Origin of the sequence: Rhizobium sp. AN80A (genome assembly GCF_030053015.1) — a bacterium.
GTDB lineage: Bacteria > Pseudomonadota > Alphaproteobacteria > Rhizobiales > Rhizobiaceae > Rhizobium > Rhizobium metallidurans.
In genome coordinates this window covers 1,535,126-1,556,957 of sequence record NZ_JASJPX010000003.1, presented here as the reverse complement: position 1 = coordinate 1,556,957, position 21,832 = coordinate 1,535,126, and the positions used below count along the sequence as shown (strand labels likewise).

The window sequence follows — 21,832 nt, the reverse complement described above, 5'->3', positions numbered from 1 at the left end:
CTCTCTGTACGTCGTCTACACGGATTGGATTGCCCCTCGCGTGAATTCCACAAATCGTTGAACTCTTTACGACCCCGTACGTTTGCCTTGTGTTCACAAGTACGGATCTGTGCTCACGGGCGCGGGGGTTCCGCGCTCAGGAGAAAACATCAAGGAGACTGATATGGCTGACATCAGAGTGCCGCGAAATTCCTGGGTTGTGGTATGCGACGGAGGCAAGGCTCTGATCATGCAGAATGACGGCGACGTCACCGGCGTCGACCTCAAGGTCAGGGAAACACTGGCGCAACCGAACGAGCCCGATCGCGAAATCGGCACCGACAAGCCCGGTCGGGCACATGGCGCCGATGGCACGAGTGGCAGCGCTGTCGAGGAACTCAGCTGGCACGATCAGGCCGAGGCGGAATTCTTGAAGCGGATTGCCTTCAAGCTGGATGATCTGATCATTGAAAACGATGCGACCAATATCGTGCTGGTTGCGCCGCCAAGGGCGCTCGGAACGCTTCGCGCCAACATGAGTGTCGAGGCTCAGGCCATCATATCGGCAGAAATTCCCAAGGACTACACGAATATGCCGATCGACCAGATCGAGCGGCGACTGGCGGCTTGACGACCGCGTCGAAAGCCGGAGCGGGCGCGAGCCCGCTCTTTCTCCACGTGTGTGTCGCTCCTAGTTTTCGAAGCTCAGGCGCAAGACGTGATGCAGGAACTCCGGATTGATCAGCATGTTGAAGCTGATCGTGGCGAGATCCCCCTCGCGCTTGACCAGGGTCGAACCGATTTCATCCTGAATGCCGAGGATTTCCAGGAAGAAATTGTTCGGCATTTCGATCGACGAATTCACCTCGATCGTCGCGCCGGCGAGCGTGATGCTGCGGATCAGGCAGCGCAGTTGCGTCGCGGTGCTGAGGTGATGGCCGACGAAAATGACCTTGCCAGGACGGTCAAGCGCGAATTCGCGGTAAGCCTGGTCTGGCTCGGGATGTGTCGTATCGAGGTGCATCTGAAAGGCCACTGTCGCCTCCGCTGGTTGTCTGGTTTCAATCTAGCGCAAGTGTGCGCGATAGTTCTGAAAAAGATCTTTAAAACTAGAAGCTTATGCGGAATGCGGAGCGGATAAGTCCCATTTTTGGGCAATATTCGGTCGGTTTGCCAGAAAATTACTCATGTTGACAGACGAACTTGCCTGCCGCATACCAAAAACCGGTACGAGACGCCCGCCGCTCGCGGATGAAAATCCATGGTGAAGATCTCCTGCAATGAACGGTCACAGCCCTTTGCGCATGCTGACTGGTGGCAATGCGAGCTCCCAACTGCTTCGAACAGCATGCCTTTTTGAAAGGCTGAACCATGAACTATCCTTCGATCGACGATCTGAAGGCCCAGGCCAAGCGATTACGTGGCGCCATGGAAGCGAGCGGCAAATCGATCTCGCACGGCGCCGCTCTCGAGCTGATCGCCAGCCAGCACGGCGTCCGCGACTGGAATACGCTATCGGCGCTGGCAAGCAGACCCAATGCCGCGCCGCTTGCGGCACTCACCGTCGGCGCGCGGGTCAGCGGTCGCTATCTCAACCAGCCGTTCACCGGCAAGATCCTGGCGCTTAGCGAACAATCCGGCGGCCTGCACAAGCTGACGCTGCATTTCGACGAGCCCGTCGATGTCGTTACCTTCGAGAGCTTCTCGGCCTTTCGCCAGAGGGTTAACGCGCAGGTCGACGAAAACGGCGTTTCGCCACGCAAGACCTCGAACGGCCTGCCGCAGCTCGTGCTCGATATCTGATGTCGCGCAATTGAAGCAAAAGCCGCGCTGTCGTGGCGCGGCTTTCAATCGTCATGTCTTCCGGCTCACGCCTTGAGCAGCCATTCATGCTCCGCCGCATTGTGGAATTTCCACACGCGCTTGGGACCAGCCATGACGTTCAGATAGTAGAGATCGTAGCCGTGGGTGGCAGCGCAGGGGTGATACCCCTTCGGCACCAGCGTCACGTCGCCATCCTCAAGCACCATCGCCTCGTCGAGCGACCGGTCGTCGGTATAGACGCGCTGGAAGCCGAAGCCCTGCGGCGGGTTCAGGCGGTGATAATAGGTCTCCTCGAGGAAGCTCTCGTTCGGTAGGTTGTCCTGATCGTGCTTGTGCGGCGGATAGGAGGAGGTATGCCCGCCCGGCGTGATCACCTCGACGACGAGCAGCGAATAGGCCGATGCGTCATCCTCGGGCATGATATTGTTGACGTAGCGCACATTGGTGCCCTTGCCGCGTGTCAGCGGCGGATGCGTGCCCGGCGGGATCGCCTTCGCATCATAGGCACCGCCACCCGGCGCCGAGCAGACCGCCAGCTCCAGATCGGTCTCGGCCGTCACCGACCAGGCCGATTCCATCGGGATGTAAAGCGCATGCGGCGCGCCATCGAACGGGCTCATCCGCTCGCCGAGCGTGCCGAATTCCCTGGTGCCGGCGCTGGCCTTGCCCTTGCCGCTCACCCAGACGAGGCACACCTCGCGCTCGCCCGTCTCTCCCGACACCGTCTCGCCGGGTTTCAGCCTGTGCATGTCGAAACCGACATAGGTCCAGCCGGCGCTCTCGGGCGTGACATGGGTGACGCGGCCATGCGTGCCTGATGGTTTGACTTTGAGGTTTGGCATTTGTTTCTCCTCGTGAACATTCGTGGGTGTGGCGCCCCCCTCTGTCCTGCCGGACATCTCCCCCACAAGGGGGGAGATCGACATGCGGTGAGGTTTACGCCAAACAATGAAGGTAGAGCGAGCGGCTACGCCCAGCCAATCTCCCCACCTGTGGGGGAGATGCCCGGCAGGGCAGAGGGGGGTATCCCACCCACCGTTCTCGCGTGAGACTAGCCCTTCGGAAACCCTTCCGTCTCCACCGTATATCCGGCAGCCGTCATCACCCGCATGAGTTCGGAGTGACCGATCTCCGCCATCTTCTGCGGCGGCGCCTTGCGTGGGTCCTGTTCTGCCTCGACGACGAACCAGCCCTCATAGCCGTAATCGGCGAAGCGCTGAACGATCGCCTCGAAATCGAGCGATCCGTCGCCCGGCACCGTGAAGGCGCCGAGCGCCACGGCGTCGAGGAAGGACTGCCTGCCGCGGTCGAGGCCGTCGACCACCGACTTGCGGATGTCCTTGACGTGGACATGGTTGATGCGGGCGTGGTGGTTGTCGATGGCGCGCAGCACGTCGCCGCCGGCAAAGGCGAGGTGACCGGCGTCGAGCAGCAGCGGAATGCCTTCACCCGAGTTGCGCATGAAGGCGTCGAGTTCCGGCTCGGTCTCGACCACGGCCGCCATATGATGGTGGTAGGAGAGCGGCATGCCCTGTTCGGCGCACCATTCGCCGAACTGCGTGACGCGGCGGGCATAGGCCTTCATCTCGTCGTCGGAGAGTTTCGGCTTGGTGGCGAGCGGCTTGGAGCGGTCGCCCTGGATCGAGCGGCCGACCTCGCCATAGACGATGCACGGCGCATCGACGGCCTTGAAGAGCTCGATCATCGGCTGGATGCGATCCTTGTTGGCAGCAAGCTCCTCGTCGATGAGCGTGCCCGAGAACCAGCCGCCGCAGAGCGTCACGTCGGCGGCCTTCAGGATCGGCAGCATCTCCCGCGGATTGTTGGGGAAGCGGCGCCCCTGTTCCATGCCGGTAAAGCCCGCGCCGCGCGATTGGCGCAGGCATTCTTCCAGCGATACGTCGTCACTGAGTTCGGGAAGGTCGTCGTTCCACCACGCGATGGGCGACATGCCAAGTTTGGCTTTCATTGTTGTGTCTCCTCGTCATTCTCTAAAATCAGCGAGCGCGGCCCCCTCATCCGCCTGCCACACATCCCTTCTCCCCGATGGGGAGAAGGGATGTGTGGCAGGCCGCTCGCTCCGACCTTCCCTTCGCCCCAGCGGGGAGAAGGTGCCCGAAGGGCGGATGAGGGGGCTCCGGGCTCTAACGTCTCAAATCACCCAATCCGCTGCGCTTCGCGCGCCTTCACGTAATTGGCGCGAGCCTTGTTGACCTCCTCGCGCGAACTCACCTCCGGCACCGCGACATCCCACCAGTGCCCGCCGGCCTCGGTCGTGATCAGCGGATCGGTATCGATCACGAACACCGAGGTCCGCTCGTTCTTCCTCGAATCGATAATCGCCTGCTCCAACTCGGCGATCGAGGACACCTTCACCGCGATCGCCCCCATGCTTTCCGCATGCGCGCGGAAGTCGATCTCGGGCATGACCTCGTGATAGGCGTCCTTCAAGAGATTGTTGAAGTTGGCGCCGCCGGTGCCCATCTGCAGCCGGTTGATGCAGCCGTAGCCGCGGTTATCCAAGAGGACGATGTTGAGCTTCAGGCCCAGCATCACCGAGGTCGCGAGCTCGGAATTCAGCATCATGTAGGAGCCGTCGCCGACCATGACGATGACGTCCTTGTCGGGGTGCGCCATCTTGGCGCCGAGGCCGCCGGCGATCTCGTAGCCCATGCACGAAAAGCCGTATTCCATGTGGTAGCTGCCCGGCGCCGTGGCCGGCCAGAGCTTGTGGAGTTCGCCGGGCAGGCCGCCCGCCGCGCAAAGCGCGATCGCGTTCTCTCCGCCGATGGTGCGTGTGACCGCGCCGATCACCTGGGCGTCGGAGGGGAGCGCCGCATTGGTCGCCGCCATCGCCTTGGCTGCGGCATCCATCCAGATCTTCTTCTCTTTCTCGGCCTTCGCGGCCAGTGCTGCCGGAGCTTTCCAGCCGGAAAGACCCTCGGAAATCGCCTTCAGCCCCTCGCGCGCATCCGCCACCAGGGGGTGCCCGTCATGCTTGGCGGCGTCGTAGGCGGCGATGTTGAGGCCAAGGACGGAGAGCTTTTCATTCTTGAACAGCGCCCACGAACCGGTGGTGAAATCCTGGCAGCGCGTGCCGACGGCAATCAGCAGATCGGTCTCTTCCGCAAGCGCATTGGCCGCCGATGTGCCGGTGACCCCGACCGAACCGAGCGCCAGCGGATGTCGCTCGTCGATCGCCGACTTGCCGGCCTGCGTGACGACAACGGGAATGCCGTGCGCATCCGCGAATTCCGTCAGCTCCTTCGTGGCCTGTGAATAGAGCACGCCACCGCCGGCGATGATGACGGGCTTTTCCGACTTCTTGATCAGCGCGATGGCATTCGCCAGCTCGTCGGCATCGGGGCGAGGGCGCCGCGTGGTCCAGACGCGCTCCTCGAAGAAGCTTTCCGGATAATCGAAGGCTTCGGCCTGAACATCCTGGCAAAGCGACAGCGTCACCGGACCACAATCATAAGGATCGGTCAGAACCTGCATGGCGCGCTTCAGCGCCGGGATGATCTGTTCCGGCCGTGTGATGCGGTCGAAATAGCGCGACACCGGGCGGAAGGCGTCGTTGGCCGACACCGTGCCGTCGCCGAAGTCCTCGATCTGCTGCAGCACCGGGTCCGGCGCGCGGTTGGCGAAGACGTCGCCCGGCAGGAAGAGCACGGGGATGCGGTTGACATGCGCGACGCCGGCAGCGGTCACCATATTGAGCGCGCCGGGGCCGATCGATGTCGTGCAGGCCATGAAGCGCTGGCGGAAGCTCGCCTTGGCGTATGCGATCGCCGCATGCGCCATGCCCTGTTCATTGTGCGCGCGATAAGTCGTCAGCTCGCCACGCACCTGATAGAGCGCTTCGCCGATGCCCGCGACGTTGCCATGGCCGAAGATCGCCCAGACGCCGCCGAAAATCGGCACCGTCTTTCCGTCGACGACCGTCATCTGATTCTTCAGAAAGTGGGTGACGGCCTGCGCCATCGTCAATCGTACAGTCTTGCCCATCGGGCTCCTCCCGCAATTCTCGTATCCGTTTTCCCCTCCCCAACCCCTTCCCACAAGGGGGAGGGGCTAACCTGTGGCAACCACTTCGCTTCGCCTCAACCTTGCGTCCGTTGGGACGTTCGTTCGTGGCAGGGCATTGCCTCAAGTTAAAGCCCCGCCCCCTTGTGGAGAGGGGTTGGGGAGGGGGCTACTCGTAATTAAGAGCCCAGCCCGCGCGTTTTCAACCAGGCTTCGGTCAATTCGCGGAAGCGTCCGGCCATGTCGGTGACCGCCTGCTCGTCATCGATCTTGCCCGACAGCCAGGCCCGCGCCGCATCCGAAAAGATCGTCCGTCCCACGGCAAAGCCCTTGACCGAGGGTGCTGCCAGCGTCGCCTCGAAGCCTTTCACCAGCTCGTCCGCCGGCGCCTCCAGCCCGAGCAGCACGATGCCACGGCACCATGGGTCGTTCCTGGCGATGACGGCGTCGATCTTCTTCCACGCCGCGCTCGATGCCTGCGGTTCCAGCTTCCACCAGTCCGGCTTGATGCCGAGCGCATAAAGTTCTTCCATCGCCGTCGAGATGGTGTCGTCGGTGAGCGGCCCGTTCTTGCTGGCGATGATCTCGACCAGCAGTTCGCGGCCGACCTTGCGTGCCGCCTCGAACAGCGTGCGCAGCTTTTCCTGCTGTTCGCTCTTCAGCTCCGCCGGATCGTCGGGATGATAGAAGCACAGGCACTTGATGCAGTGATCGAGCGGCCATTCCACCAGCTGCGAACCGATATCCTGGCTGAATTCGAAGCGCAGCGGCTTCGAGCCCGGCAGCTCGACGGGACGTCCGATCCAAGAAAAATTCTTGGTCGCCGCGTCGAAGAAGGCATCGCGCCCGAAGCGCTCGTCGATCAGCATCCCATAGCCGCCGCGGCCATCGGCAACGCGCGCGGCGGCCTCCACCGCGAGCCGCTTGAAGGCGACGATCTGCTTGTAATCGACGCCGAGCTCGTCGCACACGCTCGTCAGCTGCGAACGATGATCGATGGCGAGCGCCATCAGGAGCGGGATATCGTCCTTCCGGTTCGAGGCCCAGTGGATGTGGTTGATCGCCTCGTCCTTGCGCAGCGCCCGATGCTTGCTGCCGTTCTTCAGGAAGAAATCGAGTTCCGCCCAGGTCGGATATTCCGGCGAGCATAGCAGGCGGGAGACCGCGAATGCGCCGCAGGCATTCGCCCAGGTCGCGCACGTCTTCAGCGGCTCGCCCTTCAGCCAGCCGCGCAGGAAGCCGGACATGAAGGCGTCGCCGGCCCCAAGCACGTTGAACACCTCGATCGGGAAGCCTTCGCCGACGATACCGGCTTCGAGATCGTCCGAGATCGGGCCGTCATAGACGATGCAGCCCATGGCACCGCGCTTCAGGACGATGGTCGCGGGCGAAAGGCGGCGGATCTCCTTCAGCGCGCCGAGCACGTCGTCGGCGCCCGATGCGATCAGGATTTCCTCTTCCGTGCCGATGATCAGGTCGCAGTCCGGGAGCGTCTCCTTCATCTTGGAGGACACGCGATCCGATTTCACATAGCGCTCGAAACCTTCCGCATGGCCGGCAAGACCCCAGAGGTTAGGGCGGTAGTCGATGTCGAAAACCACCTTGCGGCCGTTGGCCTTGGCGATCCGGATCGCCTTGCGCTGCGCCGCTTCTGTGTTCGGCCGGGAGAAATGCGTTCCCGAAACCAGCACGGAGCGCGAGGACTTTATATAGGCTTCGTCGATGTCGGTTTCCTCGAGCGCCATGTCGGCGCAGTCGGAACGATAAAAGATAGTCGGCGAGACGCCCTCGGCCTCGACCGCCAGAAGCACGAGTGCGGTCAGACGCTCCTTGTCGGTGACGATGCCGTCGGTCGCTACCCCCTCGCGCGCCGATTGCTCGCGAATGAAGCGTCCCATCTGCTCGTCGCCGACGCGGGTGATCAGGCCTGATTTCAGGCCGAGGCGCGCGGTGCCGATCGCGATATTGGCCGGGCATCCGCCGACCGACTTGGCGAAGGAGGCGATATTCTCAAGCTTGGAACCGATCTGCTGGCCATAGAGATCGACCGACGAGCGGCCGATGGCGATCACATCAAGCGACGGCCCCGGATTCGTGCCCGGTTGAGTTACTGCCATCATGTCCTCCCGATCATTTTCGATCCGGCGTGGATGCCCGCCGGTGATATCGGTCAATGAAACATCGGTTCCGTTTGAATGTCAATTCAGAATGTTTATTCCATTTTTGCTTTTCTGGATTTTGGCTGTCCCAGCTTTCGCCGCCGCTCGGCGATCGCAACCGGCAGCGCCATGGTCAGCGCCATCGAGGCGGACAGCGAGCGGAAACCGGCGAAGTCGGCCTCCGCCACTTCAAACCAGCAGGCAGCGCTTGTGGCGAGCGGCGAGAAGGCCGAATCGGTGATGACGACGACGGGCACGCCGCGTTCCTTCAGCATCTCCGCCTGGCCGAGGCTCTCGGCGGCGTAGGGCGAAAAACTCGCGGCGATCGCCGCGTCCTTCGGCGTGGCGAACTGGACGGTTTCGGGATCGACCCCGTTCGGGGAGGCGACGATCTGGTGTCGGATATTGAGCTTCGAGAAGGCGTAGCTCATATGCGCGGTCAGCGGATAGGAGCGGCGCTTGGCGATAAGATAGATGGTGTCGGCCGCCGCCAGGATATCCACCGCCTTGCTGAAAGTGTCCGACTGAACGGTCGCCGCCAGCCGGTTGATCGATTGACCGGCGGCCGAAATGAAGCCGGAGAGCAGATTGGCGTCCTCGTCCTCGCCGGTGGATTGCTCCAGCGTCACCAACCGCTCTTCGTATGTCAGCGTCCGGTCGCGCAGCCGCTCGCGAAAAATGCTCTGCAGGTCGGAAAAGCCCTCATATCCCAGGTGATGCGCCAGCCTCACCAGCGTCGATGGCTGCACCTCGGAGGCAGAGGCGATGCTTGCCGTCGTGCCGAAGGCGATCTCGTCGGGATTGGCCAGCGCAAAGGCTGCGACTTGCGCCAGCCGCTTCGGCATGGTCGCCTTGCGCTCGATGATCGTGCTGCGCAGGCTCTCGAAGTCCCTGGGAACGCGAGAAGGGGCCTTGGGGTCGTTGTCCATGTGCTGATCCGAAAATGAAACGTATATTCCAGTTTTTCGACCATAGATGATTTCCATTCACCGGCATATTTGTTTTTTGTGTGGGGAATATCGAGCTATTTCCGCTGGTTGGTGGCTTTCGCGCGCGTGCGGGCTCGCCGGCCAGTCTTGCCAAAATGGTCCAACCATTCCAAAATCATGCCGGGAGATGGAGGGGAGATCATGAAGTCACTGGGCGTCGGCCTGATCGGCACGGGCTATATGGGCAAGTGCCATGCGCTTGCATGGAATGCGGTCAAGACCGTCTTCGGCGATGTCGAGCGTCCGCGCCTCGTGCATCTGGCCGAGGCGAGCAAGGATCTCGCCGATGCGCGCGCCTCGGAATTCGGCTTTGAAAAGGCGACGGCGGATTGGCGCCAGCTGATCGCCGATCCCGATGTCGATGTCGTCTCGGTCACCACGCCGAACCAGTTCCATCCCGAGATGGCGATTGCGGCCCTCGAAGCGGGCAAACATGTCTGGTGTGAAAAGCCTATGGCGCCGGTCTTTGCGGACGCCGAGCGCATGCTAGATGCCGCCAGGCGCGCCGGCAAGGTGGCCGTGCTCGGCTACAACTATATCCAGAACCCGATCATTCGCCACATCAAGAGGCTGATCGGCGAAGGCGCCATCGGTCAGGTCAATCACATCCGCGTCGAGATGGACGAGGACTTCATGGCCGATCCGGATGCGCTCTTCTACTGGAAGAGCGAATTGTCGGCCGGCTACGGCGCGCTCGACGATTTCGCCGTGCACCCGCTGTCATTGCTCTGGTACCTCTTCGGGCACGTCGACGCCGTGGTGGCCGACATGTCCAGGCCCTATGCCGATCGCCCCATGAAGGACGGTGGAAGACGCACGGTCGAGAATCACGACGCGGCCAATTTGCTGATGCGGCTCGACGGCGGCATATCCGCCGTGTTGATGGCCAACCGCGCCGCCTGGGGTCGCAAGGGGCGCATAGCCTTGCAGATATTCGGCTCGAAAGGCGCGATCACCTTCGACCAGGAGCGCATGAACGAATTCGAGCTCTATCAGGCCGATGGCGCGGCAGCGAGCAGGGGTTCAGAAAGATCCTCGCCGCGCCCGCCCACCATCCCTATGACCGCTTCATTCCCGCCCCCGGCCACGGCCTGGGCTTCAACGATCTGAAGATCATTGAATGCCGCGAACTCATTCGCGCGATTTCCGGTGAGCCGTCGGTGATCGTTACATTCGAAGACGGTCTTAGGATAGAAAAGTCTGTTCACGCCATGGCAGAGTCGTTTCACCAGCGCCGCTGGATCGAGATCGCCTGACGGCGCTCCGCTCCGGTTGACGACGCAAGGGGCAGGGGATAGGCCTTTGCTCAATACAGTGAATGCGGGAGTGAGATCGTGACGGACAGATTGGTGATTATCGGCGCGGGTCAGGCAGGCTTTGCGATGGCGGCCAAGCTGCGCGCGCTCAAGGATACCAGGCCCATCACCATTCTGGGCGCCGAGGACGTGCTGCCCTATCAGCGACCGCCGCTCACAAAGAAGTACCTGCTCGGCGAAATGAGCTTCGATCGTCTGCTGTTTCGTCCTGAACAGTGGTTCACCGACAACGACGTCGAGATCTCGCCTGTCCACGTGGGTCGAGCAGATCAAGCGCGACAAGAAGCAGGTCGTGCTCCAGGATGGCTCCATGATCGATTACGGCACGCTGGCGCTGACGACGGGGTCTACGCCGCGCGGCCTGCCGGCCGCGATCGGCGGCGATCTCGAGGGCGTCTATGTCGCCCGCGACAAACGCGATGCCGATCTGCTGGCCGCCGAGATGCGCCCCGGCCGCCGCGTCCTTATTATAGGTGGCGGCTATATCGGCCTCGAGGCCGCTGCCGTTGCGCGCCATCTGGGCCTCGAAGTCACCGTCATCGAAATGGCGGACCGCATTCTGCAGCGCGTCGCCGCCAAGGAGACCGCGGATATCATGCGCGTCATCCACGAAGAGCATGACGTGCAGATTCGCGAAAAGACCGGCCTCAAGCATCTGCTCGGACGCGACGGCAAGCTCGTCGGCGCCGAACTTTCCGATGGCTCGATCATCGATATCGATTTCGCCATCGTCGGCATCGGCGTTACGCCGAACGACCAGCTCGCCAAGGAATCGGGCCTCGAGGTCGCGAACGGCATCGTCGTCGATGAATTCGCGCGCACCTCCGATCCCTCGATCTTCGCGGCCGGCGACTGCGCGGCCCTTCCCTGGCAGGGAGGGCGCATCCGCCTCGAATCGGTGCAGAACGCGGTCGATCAGGCCGACGCGGCCGCAGCCGTCATCGCCGGCGGCAACACGCCCTATGAGCCGAAGCCCTGGTTCTGGTCCGATCAATATGACGTGAAGCTGCAGATCGCCGGCTTCAATCTCGGCTACGACGAGACGCTCCTGCGCCCCGGCGCGCGCGAGGGCGCGCATTCGGTCTGGTACTTCAAATCAGGCAGGTTCATCGCCGTCGACGCGATCAACGACGCCAAGGCCTATGTCAGCGGCAAGAAGATGCTGGAACTCGGCATAAACCCCGACAAGTCGATCCTGGCCGATGCGTCTTCCGATCTGAAGCAGTTGCTGGCTTAGAAATAAGCCAGCTTTTCTTCAGGGACAAAGCCGAAAAGCGCTTGCGTCCCCCAGCGAATGACTCTATCAGGCTCTCGACCGGAGAGGTGGCCGAGTGGTCGAAGGCGCTCCCCTGCTAAGGGAGTATACCCGGAAGGGTATCGTGGGTTCGAATCCCATCTTCTCCGCCATCATCCCGATGTCCGGCCCGGACAACAAATAATCCCTCAGTCAGATATTCTCGTCATCTCTATCCACATGCGCACGCCGCGATTGCGTGTTCATGCGCTCGACCTTGTCGTCGTGCACATGACGCGACGATGACGGCGCGAGCCAGAATCGTTTTGAGAATCATTCGGCGCACGCCAAGCGATTCCACACGGCTGCATTCGCCGATCTGTCATCTGGCTTATTTATTCACCTGCTAAACTTATGGCTTATCCCACCGAATCTGGCCGGAAAACGGTTCCAATGTGGCACATCGCCGTGTTCCGTCCTGCGCTCGAGCGGCACTAAACCCCCGCAAAACCAGCGCTTTCTTAACGAAGTATAAAGAAACGGAATGGCCGCATGTCGTATTTGTGACCTTTCAGCAACAGCGCATACGGAAGGCTGTTGCAAATGCCCCAATCGGACAAGTTGGTGATTGCGTGACAGGCCGGGTCTTGTATTTTCAACTTCGGAAGCGAGGGCGGTTGATCGTCCGACTTCTTGAAACACGGTGACGGGGCAGGGAACGCTGCCAAAACGGCGAAAACCCGGATCCGATCGAAACTTTGAATTGGAGGTCAATATGAACATCAAGAGCCTACTTCTCGGCTCCGCAGCTGCTCTCGCAGTTGTATCCGGTGCTCAGGCTGCTGACGCGATTGTTGCAGCTGAACCGGAAGCAGTAGAATACGTTCGCGTTTGCGACGCATACGGCACCGGCTACTTCTACATCCCGGGCACGGAAACCTGCCTGAAGATCGAAGGCTACGTTCGTTTCCAGGTTGACGTTGGTCCGAACGAAAGCGGCTCGTCTGATTGGGACGCTTTCACGCGTGGTCAGGTTCAGTTCACGGCTAAGAGCGACACCGAATACGGCCCGCTCACCGGCGTAATCGTTCTCCAGGCTAACGCTGACAACGCTGCCGAGCAGGCAACGATCCTTGACTCGGCTTACATCGACATCGCCGGCTTCCGCGCTGGTCTGTTCTACAGCTGGTGGGACGATGGCCTCTCGGGCGAAACCGACGTTCTCGCAAGCCACGACACGCTGCATAACTCGATCCGTTATCAGTATGAATCTGGCGATTTCTACGCCGGTATCTCTGTTGACGAACTCGAAGGCGTTGTCCACGCTGGCGAAAACGACAACAACGTTGGCGTTGCTCTCGGCCTCGGCGGCAAGGCCGGCGCGTTCAGCTACCAGCTGATCGGCGGCTACGACACCGACACTGAAGAAGGCGCGATCCGCGGCATGGGCACTGTTGCCATCGGTCCGGGCACGCTCGGTCTGGCAGCTGCTTGGGCCTCCGGCGCCAACGCTTACTACGACGAATCCGAGTGGACCGTCGCTGCTGAATACGCCATCCAGGCAACCGACAAGCTGAAGATCACCCCCGGTGTTCAGTACTTCGGCAGCTACGGCCTTGCTGGCGACGACTTCTCTGACAACGACGCTTGGAAGGTTGGCCTGACGGTTGACTACCAGATCGTAGAAAACTTCTACGCTAAGGCTTCGGTTCAGTACCTGGACGAAGACAATGGCGACGATGTCACGACCGGCTACTTCCGTCTGCAGCGTGCATTCTAATCTGATCTGACTTCGGTCTAATCAGGGAAGCCCGGTTCGCAAGAACCGGGCTTTTTGCATTCATGGCGCTACGCAGGATCTTTCGGAAAGCAGGGCACCTGAGAGCAGGCTCGGAACTCGTCAGACGGCCGAGAGAAATTCTCTGATGTTCGAGAGGGCCGGCTCCAGATGCAGCAGGGGCGGGTGGCCTTGGTCGGGAACTCTGACGATCTTGAGACCGGGATGTCCCTCGGCCATGGCTGTCAGCGTGTTCTCTGAAAGCAGCGCCGAATTCTTGCCGCGAACGACCATCAAGGGCAGCGGCGCGAAATTCTTATAATGCGCCCAGAGGTCCTTAAGCGGTTTCGTGAAATCGATCGACAGCAACTGTCTGGCGATGGCGGGATCGGCATCGGGCATGAGGTGGCCATCGATCTCGCGATAGATCGCCGCCGCCATCTCCGCCCAGTCGTCATTTGAGAGGGCAGGGAAGTCGGCGCCATGCCGCAGTTTCAGCAACGTCGCCGCCTCCTGCATATCGCGCGGCAGCCGGGCCCCGTTGAGATCGTCGCGAATCTTCATCAATCCGTCGGTCTCGATGACGGGTCCGATATCGTTGAGAACGGCCGCCACAATCAGGCCCGGCTTCATTCCGGCGAGCAGATGAAGGATGAGGCCGCCGCGCGACGTGCCGATAAAGGCGGCGCGGTCGATGTTCAAAAACGCGCAGGCGTCGATAGCGTCCTGAGCTTCCACGGCGAGATTATAATTGGCCTTGTTCCCGTCCCGGTCTGAAAGCCCGCGCCCACGGTAATCGAGCGCGATCACCCGCCTCGCGGAAAGCGGATCGCACGAGAGAACCAGTGCCAGCGCATGAAAATCGCGTGAATTCCGTGTAAGGCCGGGGAGGCAGATCACCGGTAACCGGCCATCGGTTACAGCAGGACCGGGATCATAGTCACGCAGATGCAGCGTCAGGCCATCTCCGGAAATGTAGGTCCGGTCCTGAAAGGACTTGCTGTTCGTATCGTGCATCGTCTCTCCTCACCTTGACGAGAAGAGACTAGCGTCCAGCGGGCCGGTCCGCAAACATTGCCTAGGACGCGGTGCGGCCGCCGATCAGGTCGCGCTCGATGCTGGCGGGTTGGCCAAGCCGTGCCTTGTAGACCTGGTAGTTTTCCATCACCCGCTGCACATAGTTGCGCGTCTCGGGGAAGGGGATGCGCTCGATCCAGTCGACGACGGCATCGATCGATTTGCCGCGCGGATCGCCATAGCGCTCGATCCATTCGGGAACACGCCGCGGTCCGGCATTGTAGGCGATGAAGGTCATGATGTAGGAGCCGCCGAACGCGTCGATCTGCTCGCCGAGATAATGCGCGCCAAGCGTTGCATTGTAGCCGGCGTCCGTGGTGAGCTTGTCCTGGGAGTAGGCGATGTTGAAGCGCTTCGCGACGGCCTTGGCGGTTCCCGGCAGGATCTGCAGCAGGCCGCGCGCGTCGGCCGCCGAAATCGCGGTCGGGTTGAAGGCGCTTTCCTGCCGGGCGATCGCATAGGCGAGCGCCTTGCCGGAGCCCGAGATGTTGGCGGTGCCCGGAATGACGCCGATCGGAAAGGCAAGCGCCGCGACATCGATGCCGCGCGCATAGGCGCTCTTGCCGATCTGCAGCGAGAGCTGATGGTTGCCGGTGCGCTCGGCCTGCGCGGCGAGGATCGCCAGTTCGCCCGGGCTCTGCATCTGTTCTCCAAGCGCAAGATAGAGCGCATTGGCGCGCCATCCGTGGCCGGCCGCATCGAGCCGCGCGATGGCCTGCACCGCCTCGCGCTGCTGGTATCGCTCGCGGTCCGCCGAACTCGGCGAGGGGTAGCTGACATTGATGGCCTTGCGGCCCAGCTTCTCGCCGGCAAGCTGGCCGTAGAAGGTCGTCGAATAGTTCGCGGCCTTGGCGTAGAACTCGGCGGCCTTGCCGCCGCCACCCGCTTCGGCCGAGCGTCCCATCCAGTACCAGGCGCGTGAGACCGAAATCGGACCGCTGGACACGTCGAGAATCCTGCGGAAATGCGCCTGCGCCGTCGCTGGATCCTTCAAGCCGCGCAACGCGTACCAACCCGAATGGAATTCGGCCTCGACGATATCGGTCGGCGTCGCCGCCGCGTATTTCGAAACGATGCTGTAGGCGAGCTTGAACTGGCCCTGGTCCACCAGCCCGCGGCTGATGATCCGCTGCTCGTTCCACCATTCGCCGGCATTGACGAGTTCGCCGCGCTCGCGCGGCATCTGCTGCAGAAGCTTGGCGGCCTCCACATACTTGTCCTGCTTGCGCAGATATTCGATGCGCGCGAAGAGATAGCCGGGATCGCCGCTCCACTTGCCGTCGACGCCAGCCAGAAGCGCGCCCGCGTTCGGCGCCTTGTTGGTGACGGCTTCCCAAGCCTTGAAGAGCGACTGCGCCTGCCCGAGATCGCCGAACCGCTTCGCCTGGGCGGTACGGTTGCGGTACATCAGATATTCCATGCGCGCCTTGTGATCGGCAACGGTGAGAAGGCCGGCGAATTCGGCGAGGATCTTGTCCTCCATCGGCTTGTCCAGCGTCTCGCCGCGCCAGACCTTGCGCATGTATTTCGCGGCCTGCGCCTGCTTGCCGGTCGCCACGAGCGCGCGCGACAAGATCATCGCGCCGGATGTCGTTTCCGGAGCGGTTTCGCCGAAGGCGGCAAGAACGGCCGAGGGCGAGGGATTTTCATCGTAAAGCGCGCGCTCCGAATAGGGGCGCAGCTTGGCAAGCCCCGGCCAGCCGCTCAGCTCTCTGGCGGCGGTCGCGATCTCGACCGATGGCACGCCTTTCTGGCCGGAAACCACGATCGCCCAGGTCAGAATGTGGCGGTCGAGCGTACCCTGGCGCATGCTGTCGCGGATAGAAATCGCCTGCATCGGGTTCCTGTTGGAGAGCGCGTCGAGCCCGGCCTTCAGGTCGCTGTTGACGGGCGCAACCGCCTGGGCGCGCGGAATGGAGCCCGTGATGATCGACGCTGGCGAAGACGTTTGCGGCAGATATCCCAACGGCTTCACGTTCGGAACGGGCGCGTCTTCGCCGGGAAGCTGCGCGGCAAACGTGCTCCATGGGCCGGCCGTCAGGCCGAGCACGGATAGGATCAGAACAGCTCTCTTCATCAGGGACACTCGCAATGGAAACGCGTCCATCCATTTGCTGGGACGTGGGTTAACGAAACCTTACCGAAGCCGTTCAAATTCATTCACATTTGCGATTGGAATTTGTTGCAACAAAGCTCTGCGCGCTTGTCGGACCCATTTTGCCGCACTATGGTGCGCTCCTCATATTAAAGGAATGCGGCCGAAGCATGGATTGCGGCCGTAAGGAGTTCTGAATGTTCCAGGGGTCTATTCCCGCACTCGTCACGCCTTTCACCGATTCCGGCCTTGTCGATGAAGCGGCCTTCGCCGCCCATGTCGACTGGCAGATCAAGGAAGGCAGCAGCGGTCTCGTTCCTGTCGGAACGACCGGCGAATCCCCGACCCTGTCGCATGCCGAGCACAAACGCGTCGTCGAACTCTGTATCGAGGCTGCCGCCAAGCGGGTTCCCGTCATGGCTGGCGCCGGCTCCAACAACACCCGCGAAGCCGTCGAGCTTGCCCAGCATGCCGAAAAGGCCGGCGCCGATGCCGTTCTGGTCGTCACGCCCTACTACAACAAGCCGACGCAGAAGGGTCTCTATGCCCATTTCGCGGCGGTTGCCGAAGCCATCAAGCTGCCGATCTACATCTATAATATTCCGGGTCGCTCGGTCATCGACATGACGCCGGAAACCATGGGCGCGCTTGCCAAGGCCTATGGCAATATCGTCGGCGTCAAGGATGCCACCGGCAAGATCGAGCGCGTGTCCGAGCAGCGCATCACCTGCGGCAAGGATTTCCGCCAGCTCTCCGGCGAAGACGCGACCGCGCTCGGCTTCAACGCCCACGGCGGCGTCGGTTGCATTTCTGTCACGGCCAATGTCGCCCCGCGCCTTTGTGCGGAGTTCCAGGCCGCGACGCTGGCTGGCGATTTCGCCAAGGCGCTCGAGTATCAGGACCGCCTCATGCCGTTGCACAAGGCGATTTTCCTGGAGCCGGGCCTCTGTGGCGCCAAGTACGGCCTGTCGAAGATCCGCGGCATGAACCGCACGGTCCGCTCGCCGCTCGTCTCCTCGCTGGAGGCAAGCACGGAAGCCGCGCTCGACGCCGCGCTGCGCCACGCCGGCCTGCTAAACTGATAGCATGTTGAACCGATAAAACGCGCGGCCTTCACAAAGATGGGCCGCGCCTCTACATAAAGCCGAGAAGTGCGGGCGCGGATATCGCGCCCCCGAGAAATTGGAATTTGTCATGGCCCCCAAAGGCAGCCAGCGCGTCGTCAAGAAGATCGTCGCCGAAAACCGCAAGGCGCGCTACAACTACGAGATCGTCGATACCTATGAGGCGGGCTTGGTGCTGATGGGCACCGAGGTCAAGTCGTTGCGCGAAGGCAAGGCCAATATCGCCGAATCCTACGCATCGGACGAGGGTGGCGAGATCTGGCTGATCAATTCCTATCTTCCGGAGTATCTGCAGGCCAACCGCTTCAACCACGAGCCTCGCCGCCGCCGCAAGCTCTTGCTGTCCGGCCGCGAGATCAACCGTCTGCGTGCCGGCATCAACCGCGAAGGCATGACGCTCATCCCGTTGAAGATCTATTTCAACGATCGCGGTCGCGCGAAGATGGAACTGGCGCTCGCCAAGGGCAAGAAGCTGCACGACAAGCGCGAGTCTGAAAAAGAGCGCGATTGGAACCGGCAGAAGAGCCGGCTTCTCAAGGACAACGGCTGATTGGAGCCTGAATCAAAACCGCGGCAACTGCCGCGGTTTTCTTTTCGAGCGTTGTAACTCTAGCTCTCGAAGTCGCTGGATGCCGCGGGCTCCACCGGGCGGGCAGGGCGCTCCGAGGGGTCGCGGCCGATTTCGCTCTTCAGGGACAAGAGGTCGATGAAGTGATCGGCCTGGCGGCGCAGATCGTCGGCGATCATCGGCGGTTGTGTCGCCATGGTCGAGATGATCGAGACCTTCCGGCCCCTGCGCTGCAGCGCCTCGACCAGCGTCGTGAAGTCGCCGTCGCCGGAGAAGATCACCAGGTGATCGACCGTTTCCGACTGCTCCATGGCATCGATCGCGAGTTCGATATCCATGTTGCCCTTGATCTTGCGGCGGCCCATGGAGTCGGTGAACTCCTTGGCCGGCTTGGTCACCACCTTGTAGCCGTTGTAATCGAGCCAGTCGATCAGCGGGCGGATCGAGGAATATTCCTGATCCTCGATCAGCGCGGTGTAATAGTAGGCGCGCAGCAGATAGCCGCGCTTTTGGAAGGCTTTCAGAAGTTTTCTGTAGTCGATGTCAAAGCCCAGGCTCTTGGACGCCGCATAGAGATTGGCGCCATCGATGAAGAGTGCAATTTTTTCTCGCGGGTCGAACATCGCGTACCAATCCACTTTGAGTAATCTAAAATTCGGCTGCAGATAACCCACGAAAACAATGGGTTATCTGAAAAATTCAGAACAATTCTTACTTTATGAACTATTCATATAAGTCAGATTTAGGGCAGGATTCGACATATTCCAAGCAACTTTTAGTGGAAACCTCTAAAATTAGAAAGTTCCCACAGGCTCGAACGGGCCCTTCACTAAAAACTTGAATTCGCCTGCTTTTAATTGTATCGCCGTGCTAATCCCGAGATCCCGACCGTAAAGGACAGGCAATGGCCCGTGTCACAGTAGAAGATTGCATTGACAAAGTTGAGAACCGCTTCGAGCTGGTTCTGCTTGCCAGCCACCGTGCCCGGCTGATTTCCCAGGGCGCATCGATCACCATCGATCGCGACAACGACAAGAACCCGGTCGTCGCCCTTCGCGAGATCGCCGACGAGATGCTGTCTCCCGACGACCTGAAGGAAGATCTGATCCATTCGCTGCAGAAGCACGTCGAAGTCGACGAGCCCGAGCCCGATCCGGCAAGCCTCATCGCCACCGCGGCTGCCGCCGATGGCGAAGAGCAGGACGATGCTCCGGAGACGATCACCTTCGACCAGATGTCGGAAGAAGAGCTTCTGGCCGGTATCGAAGGCCTCGTGCCGCCGGAAAAGAGCGACGATTACTAATCGTCAATCTTGCGCCATTATTGCTTCGGCATATGATTGAGTATCACGTGCGCCAATCTGTGATTGGCGCGCTTTTCTTTTGTAATGGAGTGGTTTCGGCATGATGCGGCAGTACGAGCTCGTGGAGCGGGTTCAGAAATACAAGCCCGACGCCAACGAAGCACTGCTCAACAAAGCCTATGTCTACGCCATGCAGAAGCATGGGCAACAGAAGCGGGCAAGCGGCGACCCCTATATCTCGCACCCGCTCGAAGTCGCCGCCATCCTGACCGACATGCATCTCGACGAGTCGACCATCGCGGTCGCGCTACTCCACGACACGATCGAGGACACCACCGCGACCCGCGCCGAGATCGATGAGCTGTTTGGCGAGGATATCGGCCGCCTGGTCGAAGGGCTGACGAAGATCAAGAAGCTCGATCTCGTCACTAAGAAGGCCAAGCAGGCCGAAAACCTGCGCAAGCTGCTGCTCGCCATCTCCGACGACGTGCGCGTGCTTCTGGTCAAGCTGGCCGATCGCCTGCACAACATGCGCACCCTCGACCACATGTCGCCGGAAAAGCGCGCCCGCATCTCCGAGGAGACGATGGATATCTACGCGCCGCTTGCCGGCCGCATGGGTATGCAGGATATGCGCGAGGAGCTGGAGGACCTGTCCTTCCGCCACATCAACCCCGAGGCCTACGACACCGTCACCAAGCGGCTCGAGGAGCTGTCGCGGCGCAACGAAGGCCTGGTCAAGAAGATCGAGACCGAATTGCGCGACCTGCTCGTCGCCAACGGCCTGACCAATGCCTACGTCAAGGGTCGCCAGAAGAAGCCTTATTCCGTCTTTCGCAAGATGCAGTCGAAGTCGCTCTCCTTCGAGCAGCTGTCGGATGTCTATGGCTTCCGCATCATCGTCGACGACATTCCCTCCTGTTATCGCGGCCTCGGCATCGTCCACACCCGCTGGCGCGTCGTCCCCGGCCGCTTCAAGGACTATATCTCGACGCCGAAGCAGAACGATTATCGTTCGCTGCACACCACCATCGTCGGGCCGTCGAGCCAGCGTATCGAGCTGCAGATCCGCACCAAGCGCATGCACGAGATCGCCGAGTTCGGTATCGCCGCCCACACGCTCTACAAGGACGGCGCGATGAATGGCGATGGCGACATCCTCTCGCGCAGATCCAACGCCTATTCCTGGCTTCGCCACACCATCGAGGCGCTGGCCGAGGGCGATAGCCCGGAAGAGTTTCTGGAGCACACCAAGCTTGAATTGTTCCAGGACCAGGTCTTCTGCTTCACGCCCAAGGGCAAGCTGATTGCCCTGCCGCGCGGCGCGACCCCGATCGACTTCGCCTACGCTGTTCACACCAACATCGGCGACACCACGGTTGGAGCCAAGATCAACGGCCGCATCATGCCGCTCGTCACCCGCCTTGCGAATGGCGACGAGGTCGAGATCATCCGTTCCGGCGTGCAGGTGCCGCCGGCGGCCTGGGAAGAGATCGTCGTGACGGGTAAGGCGCGCGCCGCCATACGCCGCGCCACACGCATGGCCATCCGCAAGCAATATGCCGGCCTCGGCCACCGCATTCTCGAGCGCACCTTCGACCGCGCCGGCAAGGTCTTCTCCCGCGAGGCGATGAAGCCCGCGCTGCACCGTCTCGGCCAGAAGGATGTCGAGGACGCGATTGCCTCCGTCGGCCGTGGCGAGATGTCGTCGCTCGACGTGCTGCGCGCCGTCTACCCCGATCACCAGGAAGAACGCATCACCTCGAAGCCCTCGGGCGACGATGGATGGTTCAACGTCCGCAGCGCCACCGGCATGATCTTCAAGATCCCGGACAAGGGGAAGGCCGGCGAACACCCCGCGAGCGGCCTTGGCGCACTCGGCGACGCCGAGTCCGTGCCGATCCGTGGCATCTCGAGCAATATCGACGTGCAGTTCGCGCCGACTGGTGCGGTCCCCGGCGATCGCATCGTCGGTATCACCAACACGACCGAGAACGCCAAGGGCATCACGATCTACCCGATCCAGTCGCCCGTGCTGCAGCGCTTCGACGAACAGCCCGATCGCTGGATCGATGTGCGCTGGGATCTGGACGAGGCCAACAAGTCGCGCTTCATGGCCCGCATCCTCGTCAACGCGCTGAATGAGCCCGGCACGCTCGCCAAGCTTGCCCGCACCGTCGCCGATGTCGACGTCAACATCCGCGTCTTGAACACGGTTCGCGTCGCCACCGACTTCACCGAGATGGCGCTGGACGTCGAGGTTTGGGATCTTCGTCAGCTGAATCAATTGCTTGCGCAGTTGACGGAGCTTGATTGCATCGCGACCGTTCGCAGACTCTACGAGTAAACCGGGCGCATTTG

The 21,832-nt window shown here is 61.5% G+C and carries 16 protein-coding genes, 1 tRNA gene and 2 pseudogenes; 10 read left to right on the top strand and 9 right to left on the bottom strand.

Annotated features, from left to right (window positions below; translation table 11 throughout):
• The first annotated feature begins 163 nt into the window (after nt 1-163).
• Nucleotides 164-610: a host attachment family protein gene (locus tag P3R82_RS19310; protein ID WP_283194940.1), complete on the top strand. Its 447-nt coding sequence runs from the start codon at nt 164-166 to the stop codon at nt 608-610.
• 60 nt (nt 611-670) lie between these two features.
• On the opposite strand, the gene P3R82_RS19305 is transcribed toward P3R82_RS19310, so the two are convergent.
• Entirely contained in the window at nt 671-1,003 is a 333-nt protein-coding gene (locus tag P3R82_RS19305; RefSeq protein ID WP_183899881.1) for a hypothetical protein, read from the bottom strand.
• A 347-nt stretch (nt 1,004-1,350) separates the two neighbouring features.
• Here P3R82_RS19305 and P3R82_RS19300 point away from each other — a divergent pair, with 347 nt between their 5' ends.
• Nucleotides 1,351-1,782, top strand: coding sequence for a glyoxalase superfamily protein (locus P3R82_RS19300; protein WP_283194939.1), 432 nt, complete (start codon nt 1,351-1,353; stop codon nt 1,780-1,782).
• A 65-nt stretch (nt 1,783-1,847) separates the two neighbouring features.
• Here the strand turns inward: P3R82_RS19300 and iolB are convergent, their stop codons facing one another.
• The 5 genes from iolB to P3R82_RS19275 form a co-directional block, all read right to left on the bottom strand.
• Nucleotides 1,848-2,645: a 5-deoxy-glucuronate isomerase gene (gene iolB / locus P3R82_RS19295; protein WP_283194938.1), complete on the bottom strand. Its 798-nt coding sequence runs from the start codon at nt 2,643-2,645 to the stop codon at nt 1,848-1,850.
• A gap of 209 nt (nt 2,646-2,854) precedes the next feature.
• Complete coding sequence (gene iolE / locus P3R82_RS19290) at nt 2,855-3,772, bottom strand: myo-inosose-2 dehydratase (protein WP_283194937.1); 918 nt, start codon at nt 3,770-3,772, stop codon at nt 2,855-2,857.
• 188 nt (nt 3,773-3,960) lie between these two features.
• Nucleotides 3,961-5,811 (bottom strand): 3D-(3,5/4)-trihydroxycyclohexane-1,2-dione acylhydrolase (decyclizing), encoded by a 1,851-nt coding sequence (gene iolD / locus P3R82_RS19285; protein WP_283194936.1) that lies wholly within the window; start codon nt 5,809-5,811, stop codon nt 3,961-3,963.
• A gap of 197 nt (nt 5,812-6,008) precedes the next feature.
• Nucleotides 6,009-7,946: a 5-dehydro-2-deoxygluconokinase gene (iolC, locus tag P3R82_RS19280; RefSeq protein ID WP_283194935.1), complete on the bottom strand. Its 1,938-nt coding sequence runs from the start codon at nt 7,944-7,946 to the stop codon at nt 6,009-6,011.
• 95 nt (nt 7,947-8,041) lie between these two features.
• On the bottom strand, nt 8,042-8,917 hold the full coding sequence (locus tag P3R82_RS19275; protein WP_283194934.1) for a MurR/RpiR family transcriptional regulator: 876 nt from the start codon (nt 8,915-8,917) through the stop codon (nt 8,042-8,044).
• 201 nt (nt 8,918-9,118) lie between these two features.
• On the opposite strand from P3R82_RS19275, the pseudogene P3R82_RS19270 reads away from it, so the two are divergent.
• The 4 genes and pseudogenes from P3R82_RS19270 to P3R82_RS19255 all read left to right on the top strand — a co-directional run bounded on the left by P3R82_RS19270 (nt 9,119) and on the right by P3R82_RS19255 (nt 13,307).
• Nucleotides 9,119-10,233: pseudogene (locus P3R82_RS19270) on the top strand (Gfo/Idh/MocA family oxidoreductase).
• Nucleotides 10,234-10,311: 78 nt separating this feature from the next.
• A pseudogene (locus P3R82_RS19265) lies at nt 10,312-11,530 on the top strand (FAD-dependent oxidoreductase).
• Nucleotides 11,531-11,610: 80 nt separating this feature from the next.
• Nucleotides 11,611-11,700 (top strand) — tRNA-Ser (locus tag P3R82_RS19260).
• 602 nt (nt 11,701-12,302) lie between these two features.
• Nucleotides 12,303-13,307, top strand: coding sequence for a porin (locus tag P3R82_RS19255; RefSeq protein WP_283194933.1), 1,005 nt, complete (start codon nt 12,303-12,305; stop codon nt 13,305-13,307).
• 120 nt (nt 13,308-13,427) lie between these two features.
• Here the strand turns inward: P3R82_RS19255 and P3R82_RS19250 are convergent, their stop codons facing one another.
• Both P3R82_RS19250 and P3R82_RS19245 read right to left on the bottom strand, forming a co-directional pair.
• Nucleotides 13,428-14,321 (bottom strand): alpha/beta hydrolase, encoded by an 894-nt coding sequence (locus P3R82_RS19250; protein ID WP_283194932.1) that lies wholly within the window; start codon nt 14,319-14,321, stop codon nt 13,428-13,430.
• Nucleotides 14,322-14,382: 61 nt separating this feature from the next.
• The gene (locus tag P3R82_RS19245) at nt 14,383-16,458 is read right to left on the bottom strand and encodes a lytic transglycosylase domain-containing protein (RefSeq protein WP_283194931.1); all 2,076 of its coding nucleotides are present in this window, start codon (nt 16,456-16,458) and stop codon (nt 14,383-14,385) included.
• A gap of 215 nt (nt 16,459-16,673) precedes the next feature.
• Here P3R82_RS19245 and dapA point away from each other — a divergent pair, with 215 nt between their 5' ends.
• Nucleotides 16,674-17,558 (top strand): 4-hydroxy-tetrahydrodipicolinate synthase, encoded by an 885-nt coding sequence (gene dapA / locus P3R82_RS19240; protein ID WP_283194930.1) that lies wholly within the window; start codon nt 16,674-16,676, stop codon nt 17,556-17,558.
• Nucleotides 17,559-17,670: 112 nt separating this feature from the next.
• Complete coding sequence (gene smpB, locus P3R82_RS19235; RefSeq protein ID WP_018898818.1) at nt 17,671-18,150, top strand: SsrA-binding protein SmpB; 480 nt, start codon at nt 17,671-17,673, stop codon at nt 18,148-18,150.
• Nucleotides 18,151-18,209: 59 nt separating this feature from the next.
• On the opposite strand, the gene P3R82_RS19230 is transcribed toward smpB, so the two are convergent.
• Nucleotides 18,210-18,791 (bottom strand): NYN domain-containing protein, encoded by a 582-nt coding sequence (locus P3R82_RS19230; RefSeq protein WP_112430657.1) that lies wholly within the window; start codon nt 18,789-18,791, stop codon nt 18,210-18,212.
• 281 nt (nt 18,792-19,072) lie between these two features.
• Between P3R82_RS19230 and rpoZ the strand changes: the two genes are divergently transcribed.
• Both rpoZ and P3R82_RS19220 read left to right on the top strand, forming a co-directional pair.
• Entirely contained in the window at nt 19,073-19,471 is a 399-nt protein-coding gene (gene rpoZ / locus P3R82_RS19225) for a DNA-directed RNA polymerase subunit omega (RefSeq protein WP_183899493.1), read from the top strand.
• A gap of 100 nt (nt 19,472-19,571) precedes the next feature.
• A complete protein-coding gene (locus P3R82_RS19220) occupies nt 19,572-21,818 on the top strand; it encodes a bifunctional (p)ppGpp synthetase/guanosine-3',5'-bis(diphosphate) 3'-pyrophosphohydrolase (protein WP_283194929.1) in 2,247 nt (748 codons plus the stop codon).
• Nucleotides 21,819-21,832 lie beyond the last annotated feature (14 nt).